Genomic DNA, 12,233 nt, shown 5'->3' on the forward strand with positions numbered 1-12,233 from the left:
TCTTTGCCGCAGCGCCCGTAGCTCAGTTGGATAGAGTGTCAGTTTCCGAAGCTGAAGGTCGCTGGTTCGATTCCAGCCGGGCGCGCCACCTTCCCAGTCGTTATGCAGTTCTCTCCCCCTTGATTTCGACGACATCGCCCTGTTGCGATCGATTATCACGTCGTATCCATTCTTTTTCTGCCGATCGCTCCCGAGCAATATCCCGGCTGCTGCGCTATAAGCACTTCTTGCCCTGTTGATCGGAATATTCCAGTCGGCCAGAGCATAAGAGGGTTTGCGGAAGCCATCCCTTCAAAATATATAAATGGCTGAGTATACGATCGAGTGCAGGGCGAAGCTGATCCGCGCGCTCCATGGCAAACCACTGGATGCAGAACTGTTGAGGCCGATCCGACTCGGTCTGCACCGGACAGACAGCGGCTAGCCGCCTTCTGGCCAAAAACCCTCAGCCCGTCCGATACATCTGCTTACACCTTGCCCATGGAACCGTAAGCGGGGCAGCCCTATCATAGCGGGATGACACGCACCCTCTCCCTCCTTGCGCTAGCCTTGTTGCTGGTACAGTCGCCCGGCGCGGTCGAATTGCCTGATCTGGGCGACTCGTCGCAAGCTGGGCTGCCTCCCCACGAAGAACGCAAGATCGCCGAAATGACGGCGCGCGAGCTGCGTCGCTCAGGCGAGGTGATCGACGATATCGAGGTCACCGATTTTCTGTCCCGGCTTGGCTATAAGCTCGTGTCCCACAGCCAGGACAGTCGGGTGCCGTTCCGCTTCTATCCGCTGCTCTCTCCCGAAATCAATGCCTGGGCCGTGCCAGGCGGTGTGATCGGCATCAATAGCGGCCTGGTCCTGCTGACCCAGCACGAATCCGAACTCGCTGCAGTGCTGAGCCATGAAATCGCCCACGTCACCCAGCACCACTATGCCCGGCTGCTCGAATCGCAAAAAGGCAACAGTTTCATGACGCTGGGTGCGCTGGCGGTGGCGATCCTGGCTTCGCGCAGCAATAGCGAGGCGCTGCCGGCTTCGTTGATCGCCTCGCAAAATGCCATGATCCAGCGCTATCTCGATTTCTCGCGCGACTTCGAGCGCGAGGCCGACCGGGTCGGTATCGATACGCTACAGCGGGCCGGCTACGACAGCCGCGCCATGCCCACCTTCTTTGACCGGATGCAGCGCCATTACCGCAATGTCGATAATGGCGCTTTCGCTTTTCTGCGCACCCACCCGGTGACGGCCGAGCGGCTGTCCGACAGCCAGGCCCGCGCCGAAAAACAGCCCTACCGCCTGCTGCCCGACAGTCCCGACTATCTGTTTACCCGGGAAAAGCTGCGCGGCCTGCAGATGGGCGGCCCCGCTGCACTCAACTACTACAGCGGCACCACGGCCGAGCGCAAATACGCCGATGCGGCGGCCCAGTCCTATGGCTATGCCCACGCGCTGTTTCTGATCGGTCGCTATGACGAAGCCTGGAACCGCCTGGCCGAGGCACGTCGTCGCCATGGTCGCGATCATCCGATGCTGGCCGGGCTTGCCGCGCGGATCCGGCTTGAGCAGGGCCGCTTTGCCGATGCGCGGACCCTGCTTGGCGAGAGCCGCAACCGCTTTCCCTCGGCGCCCGGGCTGCTGCATGGCGAGATCGACCTGTTGCTGCGCCAGGGCGAGACCGCCGAAGCAGTGGCCCTGATCGAACGCACCCAGCAGGAACGGCGTGGCGACGCCTTGCTGTACAAGCGGCTGGCCGAAGCCCATACCCAACGCAGTCAACCCTTGCAGGCCCACAAAGCGATGGCCGAGTACTACGCCGCCATCGACGAGACCGGGGCCGCCATCGAACAGTTGCGGATTGCCCTACGCAGCAGCAGCGATTTCTACCAGACGGCGGCGCTTGAAGCCCGCATCAAAGAATTACGTGCTCAGCAGGACCCGGAGCAGCGCAAAAAAACGCAAGCTGGCCAATAATCAAAGCTCACTGGATCGTCCCGTCAGGAGCCCGCCATGAATCGAGTCCGCATCGCCCTGGCCCTTGCCGCCGCCGGCCTCGCTCAGGCGGCGGGCCTGCCGCCTACCGACCCCGGCCGGGTCGAACTGCCGGAGAGCCGTTTACCGATCAGCTTCGATTACCAGGCCGCCGACTGGAACTTCGACGCCTATCTGGCCCGCCAACGCGAACGCAGCGCGCTCGACGGGCAGGGAGCGGGGCCGGGCTATCTGCTGCTGCGCGGCCGACCGATCCGTCTGCCCGGGCCGCCTCCCGGCAATAAGGTCCGCAACTCGGCTGCCGGCTGGGACAGCCTCCATCTCGGCCTGACCCGCAGTTGGCTATTGGGCGAGGGCGACGATGCGCCGATGCTCGATCTGCGCAGCGGCCTGCGGCTCAGTCCTGCCGACGACGAACGCAGCCTGCTGCCCGGTCGGCCCGACTGGTCGCTATCGGCCACCTTGAGCCGTGGCTTTGGCTATTTCAATACCGGTATCACCGCCGGCCGCAGTTGGCTCGGTCGCCGTGGCAGCCTCGCCGGGCGCGATGTCTGGTTCGGTGATCTGTATCTGGGTTTCCAGGCCGGTGACAGCGCCAGCGTCGGCCTTGACTATGCCTATACCCAGGCAGGCCCGCTTGGCGGCGATACGGTGCGCAGTCTCAATCTCCTGGCCAATTTCCGGCTCGACCGAGACTGGCGCCTATCGCTCAATGCCAGCCGCGATCTGTCGAGCAACGACCCCGGCATCGATCTCAGCGCCAGCGTGCGCTATCAGTTCCGCTGAGTCTTAATATTTTATTTATTTAATAAACCCAGCACTGAGATTTGCAATCTTATTGCATAATATTTTCCATTCGGACACTTGGCTACGGATCGAATAACATGCTCCGGCCACGGCTCGGGCTGTTGGCCTGTGCTGTGCTCGATCCTATCCATTTTCCGAGGAGAAACCATGCGTTCCCTGTTCGCCGCCCTGCTGCTTGGCCTGGCACTGCCCGCCTTTGCTGCCGATGCTGCCGATCTGCGTGCCCCGCTGGAAAGCGGCAAACCCAGTCCGTTCAATGAAGAGGCCGATGCCAAGGCAGATATCCGCAATGCCCTGGTCGCCGCACAGAAGGAAGGCAAGAAGGTCATGCTGGTGTTCGGCGCCAACTGGTGCCCCTACTGCCGTGGCCTGGTGCGCGACTTCGATCAGGGTGAAACGGCCAAGGTGGTGGCCAGCCATTACCAGGTGGTCAAGGTCAATCTGGGCCGGCGCGACCGCAACCAGGATCTGGCCGAGGTCTACGGCAATCCGCAGGCCAAGGGGATTCCGGCCATGGTGATCCTCAATAGCGACGGCAGCGTGCAGACCAAACTCGACGGGATGGAACTGAGCAATATCCGCGTCAAGGGACTCGACGCGGTGACCTCGATGTTGAAGGAGCAAGCCGGCAAGAAGGCTTCGTAAGCGGCAGGACGTAAAAAAACCGGCGGTATCTACCGCCGGTTTTTTATTGCAGGGCCTGACTTCAGGCCGGCACGGTGCCAAGCAGACGCTCGCCCAGCGCCTCGCGCTCTCGTTCGAGCGCTTCGGGCAGACGGCTCTTCAGCTTGTCGAACAACTGGCCGTGTTCATGGAGTTCCTTCTCCCACACCGCCTGGTCAAGCGAGGTGAGCTGGGCATAAACCTCGGGCGTGACACGCTCGAGACCGCGCCAGTCGAGGTCGGCATAGGACGGCATATAGCCAAGCGGGCCTTCCACGGCACCGGCCTGGTTCTCGCAGCGGCGCACGATCCATTCAAGCACCCGCATGTTTTCGCCAAAGCCCGGCCAGATGAATTTGCCGTTTTCGTCAACGCGGAACCAGTTGACGCCGAAGATGCGCGGCCGCTGCGACTGGGCATGGCCGAGCTGGAGCCAATGGCGGAAGTAGTCGCCCATGTGGTAGCCGCAGAACGGCACCATGGCAAACGGGTCGCGCCGGGTTTCGCCGGTCTTGCCCATGGCGGCGGCAGTGGTTTCCGAGCCCATGGTGGCGGCCATATACACGCCGGCATTCCAGTCACGCGCTTCGAACACCAGCGGCACGGCATGGCTGCGGCGACCACCGAAGATAAAGGCCGAGATCGGCACGCCGGCCGGCTCGTTCCAGTCGCGGTCAAGCGAAGGGCACTGGGTGGCCGGGGCGGTGAAGCGGGCATTGGGATGCGCCGCCTTGCGGCCGCAATCGGGTGTCCAGTCCTGACCTTGCCAGTCGATCAGATGGGCCGGGGCTTCCTTGGTCATGCCTTCCCACCAGACATCGCCATCATCGGTGAGCGCGACATTGGTGAAAATGCAGTTTTCCTTGAGCGTGGCCATCGCATTGGGATTGGACTGCTCGGACGTGCCAGGCGCCACCCCGAAATAGCCGGCTTCGGGGTTGATCGCGTAGAGCCGGCCATCGGCGCCCGGTTTGATCCAGGCGATATCGTCGCCGATGGTGGTGACCTTCCAGCCCCGATGGCTGGTCGGCGGAATCAACATGGCGAAGTTGGTCTTGCCGCAGGCCGACGGGAAGGCTGCCGCGACATAGTGCTTGCGGCCTTCGGGCGACTCGACGCCCAGGATCAGCATATGTTCGGCCAGCCAGCCCTGGTCGCGGCCCATGGTCGAGGCGATCCGCAGCGCAAAGCACTTCTTGCCGAGCAGAGCGTTGCCGCCGTAGCCCGAGCCATAGGACCAGATTTCGCGCGTGGCGGGGAAATGGACGATGTATTTGGTATTGGGGTTGCACGGCCAGGCCACATCCTGCTGGCCTTCGGCGAGCGGCATGCCGACGGTGTGGACGCACGGCACGAAATCGCCGTCGCTGCCCAGCACATCGAATACGGCACGGCCCATCCGGGTCATGGTGCGCATCGATACGGCCACATAGGGCGAATCGCTCAATTCGATGCCGATATGGGCGATCGGGCTGCCGAGCGGCCCCATGCTGAACGGCACCACATACATGGTGCGGCCCTTCATGCAGCCCTGGAACAGGCCGTCGAGCGTCTGACGCATCTCGGCCGGGTCGGTCCAGTTATTGGTCGGGCCGGCGTCTTCGGGATCGTCGCTACAGATAAAGGTACGGTCTTCGACCCGGGCGACGTCGGAGGCGTCGGAGCGGGCCAGGAAGCTGTTGGGGCGTTTTGCGGGATTGAGGCGGAGCAGGGTGCCGCGCTCGACCATCTGGCGGCACAGTGCGTCGTATTCGGCCTCGGAGCCATCGCACCAGTAGATGGCGTCGGGCTGGCAGAGGGCAACCATGCGGCGCACCCAGGCTATCAGGCCCTCGTGCTTAACGTAGTCGGGGGCGGTGAATTCGGCAGGGGGTGCCGAGACGGCCGTCAGCATAGCGAATCTCCAACTGGAACATAGGCGGTTGTCCCAGGGCTGACGAACGACAGCACTCGGAGAACCGGCCATGCCTCCACAGAAACCGGCACGCCGCCAGCAATGGCGGGCGGCGTGCGATGTAGTCGAATGGCGCAATATTACACGGCCTCGACTGCTTATGCCGCTGAAATTTTCCTACAGGATCTACATATCCCTGCATTTATCCACGCATATTCAGATACTTGCCCCACCGAGCCCAGACAATCGCCCGGCAAAGTCACTATGGCTCGGCCGGCTTTTTCGTAGTACCTCCGCCACGACTAGATTCTCCCGCTCGGTACAGGCCTTGCTTGGGCTTGGCCGATTATGGAGCCTGCCTTCTCCCTTCCCCTGCCCAGCAGCCCTGACGCCGCACCCAGCGATGGTTTCGAAGCCATGCTGGCGCTGGCCTTGAGTGAGGCTGCCGAGGGCGATCCGGCCCTGGAGCCGGGTCCGGCCGATTTCGGTCTATGGGGCACCCTGCCCGATGGCCAGGGCCGGCTCGATCTCGATGAAGTCGCCGCCCAGCTCCAGGCCAGTCTGCCGCCGCTTTGCCGCAATCTCGGCAACGCTTGCCGCCTGGGCGGCGTGGCGCTCGATCCTCCTCTGCGGCTGAGTGCCCCGGCCGGCCGGATAGATTGTGGCCAGGATGCACGCGGCCCCCTAGTCCAGACTCTGCTGACACGACGCACTGCACTACAGCGCCAGATCGTCCGTCTGCTTGCTGGCTACGCGCTGGTACGCGGCGCCGCCACCCTGACCGCCCATCAACGCGCGCTGGCCCGACTGGGGCCGGCACGGCTGGCCCAGGCAGTGGCCAGCCATCCTGAATTCCACCTGACTCCACCCCTGGCGCTGTCGTGCCGGCAGGACCATATCGCCATCGAAGAGGCACGCGGCTTGAGCTGGCGCCAGCTTTGTCTGGCCGATGCGCTGGCGCAGGAATTGATCGGCCTGGGCCTCGAGCGTCCCGCTGCCGTACCGGTGGCGGGGCTGCCGGTCAGTGAAGCCTTCGACCCGCTACGCTCCCGCCTCGACCAGGCACGTCGCAGTCAACGCTAGCCCATATAAAAATTTCCAAATGAAAATTTCCAAAACACCTAAAAGCAAAAGCCCGTCTTGAACGGGCTTTTCCTATTTTTTTCTGATAGGCGGAGATCGGTTCAACCGCCGCGATGGCCGCGCTCCACGGTGACGCCAACCCGGCCGACCTCGTGCAGAATGCCGAGCTTGGTCACCGATACCTTGATCCACGGTGCGCCAAAAGCACCCATGATGTCCTGGGCCAGATGCTCGGCCAGCGCTTCGAGCAGCAGGAAATGCTGTTCGGCCAGTTCGGCGCGCAGCCGATCGACGACCTTGGCGTAATCGATGGTATCGACCAGTTGGTCGGAGTGGCAGGCGCGCGGGCTGGGGATGCCGATCTCCAGGTCCACCTCGACCACCTGAGGCGCGACCCGCTCCCAGTCGTAAACCCCGATCAAGGTCTTGGCCTTGACGCCGTGCAGATAAATGATGTCCATAGCTGTCGCATACGCCGGCTGACGTAGGCCGGGGTCTGCCTTAGAATCCGAAGCCTGCGATTGTAACAAGAGCGTGTGCCGCCGGCACCCGCCAAGGAGAAGCAATGCTGCCCCCCTTGCTCGTATTGGCCGCCTACCTGCTAGGTTCGTTGAGTTTTGCCGTGATCGTCAGCCGCACCATGGGTCTGGCTGATCCGCGCGACTATGGTTCGGGCAATCCCGGCGCGACCAATGTGCTGCGCTCGGGACGCAAGCTCGCGGCCCTGCTGACCCTGGTGGGCGACGCCCTCAAAGGCGTGGTGGCGGTGGCGGTCGCCCGTCTGCTGAATCTTGAGGAACCGTGGCTGGCCGCCGTCGCCATCGCCGTCACGGTCGGTCATATGTGGCCGGTGTTCTTTTCCTTTGTCGGCGGCAAGGGCGTGGCCACTGCCGCTGGGGTGCTGCTGACGCTCGATTGGCGGGTCGGCCTGATTGCGCTGGGAGTGTGGCTGCTGATGGCGGCGCTGTTCCGTATCTCCTCGCTGGCCGCCCTGACTGCCGCAGTCGCCGCGCCAATCGCCTGCTGGTGGCTGTTGCCGGGTCATCCGGCCCTGTTCGGTGCCGTGCTGGCGATCGCCGCCCTGCTGTTGCAGCGGCATAAACAGAATCTGCTCAATCTGATCGCCGGCCGCGAAAGCAAGATCGGCGAGAAAGCCAAGACGGCTGGCGAAGAAGGGTAAAACGTCGGCCGATCCGAAAACCCTGGCTGGGCGGTTTTCCGGACCGTCCGGGCTGGACGCCAGGAAAACGCCTGTAAAGCATTTCCGAAAAACTCGGCGTCAGCGGGTCCGGACACCCCGCATCAGGTTCAGACCGATCAAGCGAACGCCGATTCAAGGGGAAATGCCCTGATCAGTTAATCAATAAGGGAGAGTCACGCTCTCCCTTATTGATTTCCGTTGTCCGCCGCGACCGCCTCGACCACGGCTGGCAAGGCTTCTTCGCTCATTCCATAGAAAAACCGTCCGCCGACCAGTCGCAGATTGGGCCCCAGCTCGCAGCGGCCAAGACAGGTCGAGCGCATCACCTGTGCCGCGACGCCGCGTTCGGCCAGCAGGCGCTCCAGCGCCTCGGCCAGCCCTTCGCCGCAGACGCCGCAACTACGGTGGCTTTTGCCCCGTCGTTTGACGCATACCATCACGGTTTTCATTGGAACGATTCTACGCCGTCACCATGATGGGAAAAGGCGCTACGGAGAATTCTGTAGCGCCTTGGCAATATCAATTATATTTCTATATATACCCAGATATATCTAGCAGATTATTTGCAGATAATTTTACTATTTGCCCTTCTTCTCTACCGTGCCGCCCAGCAAGCCAAGCTGGGCCAGACAGGCGCGCGCCACCGCCAGTCGCTTGGGTAGATCCTCCGTCTTGCTGATGTCGGCATTGAGGGCAAAGCCATAGACACGGCCGTTTTGCTCGACCCAGCCGGCCCACCAGCCGACTTCGCCCGACCAGCCGGTCTTGGCGAACAGGCCGTAGTTCGGCTCGCGGTCAATCTGGATGATCTCGCGCACGGCCTTGACCGTGCCGGTCGAAAACGGCAGTTCGAAGCGGCCGAGTCGCGTGGTGAAATTCGCCTGTTCGAGTGCCGAGATCTTCAGCGGGCCGTCGAGCCAGAAACGGTCGATCTGCTGGCCGATATCGGCGTTGCCGTAAGCGATCCGAGTCACCCATTGCTGCATCCGTGCCTGCCCAATGCGGCGGGCCACGTTCTGATAGATAGGCACATTGGACATTTTCATCGCCTCGCGCAGATTCATATCGCGCTCCCATTCGGGCAGCTTGAACGTGACGTTGGCGCCGGCATAGGGCAGCACTTCATCCACACTTTTCACCGCCCCGGTTTCCAGTGCGATCAGGCTGTTGGGAATCTTGTAGGTGGAAGCCGGCACAAAGCGCTCCTTGGCGCGTACCGGGTCGGACACGGTATAGCGGTCGCTCTCTGCTTCGTAGAGCACAAACACGCCCTCGATGCCGGCGGCGCGGAAATGTCGGTTCAGCGAAGTCTCGACGCGGGTTTCGGCAGCCTGGCAAGCACCGATCAGCAGAACGCCCAGCAAGGCACGCAGCAATGACATGGCAAAAACTCCAGTGGTTGAAGACGGCGCCAATGCTAGGGCGGGTCCACGGTCCCGGACAGCCGGGCAGCTGCCTCGCCGGTCGCGGCTGTAACCCCTGTCACGCTATTTCTGCCAGGCGTCATTGGCAGGCACAATCGCGGTCGCATGAATGATTCCCTGCACACTCCACTGACGGTCGAACTGGCCGCTCCGCAAAGCGTGGCCGGACGGCGCGCTCCCTATCAATCGCTCTGGCTGCTGGTGCGGCTGGTCTATGCCCAGCGCTACGACAGTGCCCCGGGCTGGGTCCGGCTGGCCGAGTTGCGCCAGCAGTTCACCGATGCCCAGAGCCTGCGCATGTGCATCAGCCGCGCCTTCCGTGATTTCGCCCGCTGGGGCGTGCGGGTCGGCTGGGGCGAGGAGACAGGGCGCGATCCGCGCTTTCTCAATCTCGACCGCCGCAGCCAGGGGCCGTTCTGGCTGGCGCCCGGTCAGGCGATCGACTGCCGGGTGGAAGGTCAGCCGGCCAGTCGAAACGAACTGGCCGAATTCCTGGGTCTTGGCGGGGTCAGCGCACCGGCAGCCGACCAGCCGCCGCTCAACGATTTCGACTATTGGCTGGCGCTTGCCAGCGCCCATCAGGATTTGCGGCAAGACCGGCTGCTCGCCCCGCTCGATACCAGTCAGGGCAGCCGTGGAGCACTGGCTGCCTACAAGCGGGCCGGCGAACAGGCGGCCGATGGCTGGCAGCAGGCGCTGGCGGCGCTGGGCGAAGCGGCGGTATGGCGTCGGCTCGACGATCTGGGCAGTGCCCGGCAGGCGCTGGTGCAGTTGCGCCGGGCGGTACGGGTGGGTGCTTCGGCCGACCATGGCTATCTCGATGCGATGGAGCAGATCCTGACTGCCTGGTGCGCCTATAGCCAACGCGACCTCGACCTCGCCTCGGCCGTATTGGATGGCCTGACCCAGACCGAGCCGCGTGCCAGCGTGGTGCGCTATCACCCGAGGGTCCGCTTCGAGTGGGCCAATCTCGATGCCCTGATCGAGCGCAGCCGCGCATTGTCAGGTCAAGGTCCCGATCTGGCGCTGCGGCGGCGCCGTGCCCATCATGCGCTGGCGCAATTCTCCGCCGCGCTCGCTGCGGCCTTTGAACTCGGCTCGCTCGATGCGGCGCAGCAGGTGGCCGCCAATATCGGCATGGCGCGCTGGCTGTTTGGCGGCGCCGGCCTGCTGGAGATGGCACCGGCCCAGCTCGAAGCCGAAGCCTTGCGCTGGCTGGTGCTGAGCGAATGGCTGTGCCGCGCGGCCGGGGTGCGGCAGCAATCGGCCTGGAACGCCATCTATCTGCTGCGCATTGCCCGCCGTGCCGGGGCACCGACGGGTCTCGACCGGGCTGCGCTCAGTCCCGCCGATGTTGCCCGCCGCTGCGGCAACTGGCCGGGCATCGATGCAGCGACCCTGCTGCCCGAGTCGTGGACCTTGCTCACCACCGGCCTGCTGGCCGACCTCGACGCCGGCCGCTGCCGCTTCAGTCTATTGCAGCGCTGCGGCCTGTATTTCGAACATGCCTGGTTCAGCCAGCACGAGCAGGCCCCTGTGGCGGCAGAAGCCGTGTTGCTGCGGCTGGAGCAGGAAATCAAAGGCTTGCCGGCCAGCGACCGGGTGTTCTTTCAGGATGCGATGGCCACCTTGCAGCAGCCTTCGAATGACCTCCGCTAGCGCATTGCCGGACCATTCAGCGTCAGCGTGTCCGGACTGCCAAGCCTCACCGATGGAGACGGACAGGCTGTCCTGCCAAGGGAAAAGGGGCCGGCTGAAGCGGCCCCGGATGGCGGCCTGACGGGCGTCAGACGCGGAATAGATGGGCAAAGGCGCGGCTTACCGGCAACTTTTCGTTACTGCCCTTGACCGTCACCTGCAAGCGCTCGGCATCGATGCGCTCGGCGGCGACAATCGCATCGACCCGCACCACCGTGCCGCGATGGATCTGCCAGAACCGGTCGGGATCAAGCCCGGCCAATAAATCCTTGAGCGGCACCCGGATCAGCGCTTCGAAGTCGCTCAGCACCACCCGGGTGTATTTGGTGTCGGACTGGAAGAACAGCACATCCTCGACATTGATCAATTTGATCTGCCGCCCCACAGTGGCCTTGATCCACTTGAGCCGCTCGACCTGCGGCTGCACCACGGCCTTGAGCTGGCTGAGCAGGCTGCCCAGATCGGCCGGCGGCTCGCTGAGCTTGTTCTTGAGCCGCGCCACGGTGCGTGCCAGCCGCTCGGCTTCGAGTGGCTTGAGCAGATAATCGGCGGCGCCCGCTTCAAAGGCTTCCAGCGCGTACTGATCGTAAGCCGTGACAAAGACGATATGGGCGCCGTCGCCGATCCGGGCCGCCACCTCAAGCCCGGTCAACCCGGGCATCCGGATATCCAGGAAAGCCACCGCCGGCTCATGCTCCAGAAAGGCATCCCAGGCATCGTTGCCGTTCTCGGCGGCGGCCACCACCTCGGCCTCGGGCCAGACGGCAGCGAGCTGGGACAGCAGGCGCTCCCGCATCGGCGCCTCGTCTTCAGCGATCAGGATACGCGGACGGGTCAGCATGGTTTTCTCTCCTTTTATCGTCTGGGCGCTATTGTCCACAGCTTGGCCGCACCGCACCAGTGCAGTGCACCGACCGTCGCAACGGCACGCGCCATGTCGGTCGATAATTGACTTTCCTGCCGTGATTCACTAAAGCCCCGCTGTATCGCCTCTGCGACAAACTCGGCCGCTTATACGATAACCGTACCAATTCAACCGGATTCCACGGCGCCGATATTTAATTTCCTATTCGGTTTTGCAGCGTTCCGCCAACAATTGCCGGCTCATCCGATAATCCGTCCTATTTTCCAGCCCAACCATCAACGGCTGTCGCAAATCGACCACGTACATCGTGATCGATGCAACTCATCCGGATAAAAATCCCACCTTATTGTTCAAACGCCCGGATAAAGGGCCAATGCACCAACATCGCGCTTGCCATGCGCTATTGCAGAGCTTGCCCGACTTCTGGCGCAAACGTGCAGACCATTGATACAAAACACTATTCACGATGAAAATTTTCTAAGACAACGTTTGCATTTTTACGCGAGTCTCTACTATGGTTAAAAAACCATCGTAAATAGGCACGGAGGAAGCCAGCTCAACCGAGATTGATGCCGTATCCGCCAATTCGACTTCCTGATCCGAAACCGCCTGTCTCTA

The 12,233-nt window shown here is 62.9% G+C and carries 11 protein-coding genes and 1 tRNA gene; 7 read left to right on the forward strand and 5 right to left on the reverse strand.

Features of this window, described 5'->3' with window-relative positions; translation table 11 throughout:
• The first annotated feature begins 11 nt into the window (after positions 1-11).
• The 4 genes from ACFOW7_RS09795 to ACFOW7_RS09810 all read left to right on the forward strand — a co-directional run bounded on the left by ACFOW7_RS09795 (position 12) and on the right by ACFOW7_RS09810 (position 3,432).
• Positions 12-88 (forward strand) — tRNA-Arg (locus ACFOW7_RS09795).
• A 428-nt stretch (positions 89-516) separates the two neighbouring features.
• Positions 517-1,962, forward strand: a complete 1,446-nt coding sequence (locus tag ACFOW7_RS09800) for a M48 family metalloprotease (RefSeq protein ID WP_378163621.1) — start codon at positions 517-519, stop codon at positions 1,960-1,962.
• A gap of 36 nt (positions 1,963-1,998) precedes the next feature.
• Positions 1,999-2,766 (forward strand): hypothetical protein, encoded by a 768-nt coding sequence (locus ACFOW7_RS09805; RefSeq protein WP_378163623.1) that lies wholly within the window; start codon positions 1,999-2,001, stop codon positions 2,764-2,766.
• Positions 2,767-2,934: 168 nt separating this feature from the next.
• Positions 2,935-3,432 (forward strand): thioredoxin family protein, encoded by a 498-nt coding sequence (locus ACFOW7_RS09810; RefSeq protein ID WP_378163625.1) that lies wholly within the window; start codon positions 2,935-2,937, stop codon positions 3,430-3,432.
• 61 nt (positions 3,433-3,493) lie between these two features.
• On the opposite strand, the gene ACFOW7_RS09815 is transcribed toward ACFOW7_RS09810, so the two are convergent.
• Entirely contained in the window at positions 3,494-5,344 is a 1,851-nt protein-coding gene (locus ACFOW7_RS09815; protein ID WP_378163628.1) for a phosphoenolpyruvate carboxykinase (GTP), read from the reverse strand.
• A gap of 348 nt (positions 5,345-5,692) precedes the next feature.
• On the opposite strand from ACFOW7_RS09815, the gene ACFOW7_RS09820 reads away from it, so the two are divergent.
• Positions 5,693-6,427 (forward strand): hypothetical protein, encoded by a 735-nt coding sequence (locus ACFOW7_RS09820; RefSeq protein WP_378163630.1) that lies wholly within the window; start codon positions 5,693-5,695, stop codon positions 6,425-6,427.
• Between the two features lie 101 nt (positions 6,428-6,528).
• Here the strand turns inward: ACFOW7_RS09820 and ACFOW7_RS09825 are convergent, their stop codons facing one another.
• Positions 6,529-6,888 carry a dihydroneopterin aldolase gene (locus ACFOW7_RS09825; protein WP_378163632.1) on the reverse strand — a complete coding sequence of 120 codons (360 nt, stop codon included), beginning with the start codon at positions 6,886-6,888 and terminating at the stop codon, positions 6,529-6,531.
• 104 nt (positions 6,889-6,992) lie between these two features.
• Between ACFOW7_RS09825 and plsY the strand changes: the two genes are divergently transcribed.
• The gene (gene plsY, locus ACFOW7_RS09830; RefSeq protein ID WP_378163634.1) at positions 6,993-7,607 is read left to right on the forward strand and encodes a glycerol-3-phosphate 1-O-acyltransferase PlsY; all 615 of its coding nucleotides are present in this window, start codon (positions 6,993-6,995) and stop codon (positions 7,605-7,607) included.
• A 206-nt stretch (positions 7,608-7,813) separates the two neighbouring features.
• Here plsY and ACFOW7_RS09835 read toward each other — a convergent pair whose 3' ends face one another.
• Together ACFOW7_RS09835 and blaOXA are read right to left on the reverse strand one after the other, a co-directional pair.
• Positions 7,814-8,077, reverse strand: a complete 264-nt coding sequence (locus tag ACFOW7_RS09835; protein WP_378163636.1) for a (2Fe-2S) ferredoxin domain-containing protein — start codon at positions 8,075-8,077, stop codon at positions 7,814-7,816.
• Between the two features lie 129 nt (positions 8,078-8,206).
• Positions 8,207-9,010 (reverse strand): class D beta-lactamase, encoded by an 804-nt coding sequence (blaOXA, locus tag ACFOW7_RS09840; protein ID WP_378163638.1) that lies wholly within the window; start codon positions 9,008-9,010, stop codon positions 8,207-8,209.
• Positions 9,011-9,157: 147 nt separating this feature from the next.
• On the opposite strand from blaOXA, the gene ACFOW7_RS09845 reads away from it, so the two are divergent.
• Complete coding sequence (locus ACFOW7_RS09845) at positions 9,158-10,711, forward strand: hypothetical protein (protein WP_378163640.1); 1,554 nt, start codon at positions 9,158-9,160, stop codon at positions 10,709-10,711.
• Positions 10,712-10,838: 127 nt separating this feature from the next.
• Here ACFOW7_RS09845 and ACFOW7_RS09850 read toward each other — a convergent pair whose 3' ends face one another.
• Complete coding sequence (locus tag ACFOW7_RS09850) at positions 10,839-11,591, reverse strand: LytR/AlgR family response regulator transcription factor (protein WP_378163642.1); 753 nt, start codon at positions 11,589-11,591, stop codon at positions 10,839-10,841.
• Positions 11,592-12,233 lie beyond the last annotated feature (642 nt).

It is taken from the genome of Chitinimonas lacunae (genome assembly GCF_042650885.1).
In the GTDB taxonomy this organism is placed as follows: domain Bacteria; phylum Pseudomonadota; class Gammaproteobacteria; order Burkholderiales; family Chitinimonadaceae; genus Chitinimonas_A; species Chitinimonas_A lacunae.

Excerpts from the sequence above, each read along its gene's own strand:
- ACFOW7_RS09800 (WP_378163621.1), top strand. The coding sequence starts at position 517 with ATGACACGCACCCTCTCCCTCCTTGCGCTAGCCTTGTTGCTGGTACAG.
- ACFOW7_RS09805 (WP_378163623.1), top strand. The coding sequence starts at position 1,999 with ATGAATCGAGTCCGCATCGCCCTGGCCCTTGCCGCCGCCGGCCTCGCT.
- ACFOW7_RS09810 (WP_378163625.1), top strand. The coding sequence starts at position 2,935 with ATGCGTTCCCTGTTCGCCGCCCTGCTGCTTGGCCTGGCACTGCCCGCC.
- ACFOW7_RS09815 (WP_378163628.1), bottom strand. The coding sequence starts at position 5,344 with ATGCTGACGGCCGTCTCGGCACCCCCTGCCGAATTCACCGCCCCCGAC.
- ACFOW7_RS09820 (WP_378163630.1), top strand. The coding sequence starts at position 5,693 with ATGGAGCCTGCCTTCTCCCTTCCCCTGCCCAGCAGCCCTGACGCCGCA.
- ACFOW7_RS09825 (WP_378163632.1), bottom strand. The coding sequence starts at position 6,888 with ATGGACATCATTTATCTGCACGGCGTCAAGGCCAAGACCTTGATCGGG.
- plsY (WP_378163634.1), top strand. The coding sequence starts at position 6,993 with ATGCTGCCCCCCTTGCTCGTATTGGCCGCCTACCTGCTAGGTTCGTTG.
- ACFOW7_RS09835 (WP_378163636.1), bottom strand. The coding sequence starts at position 8,077 with ATGAAAACCGTGATGGTATGCGTCAAACGACGGGGCAAAAGCCACCGT.
- blaOXA (WP_378163638.1), bottom strand. The coding sequence starts at position 9,010 with ATGTCATTGCTGCGTGCCTTGCTGGGCGTTCTGCTGATCGGTGCTTGC.
- ACFOW7_RS09845 (WP_378163640.1), top strand. The coding sequence starts at position 9,158 with ATGAATGATTCCCTGCACACTCCACTGACGGTCGAACTGGCCGCTCCG.
- ACFOW7_RS09850 (WP_378163642.1), bottom strand. The coding sequence starts at position 11,591 with ATGCTGACCCGTCCGCGTATCCTGATCGCTGAAGACGAGGCGCCGATG.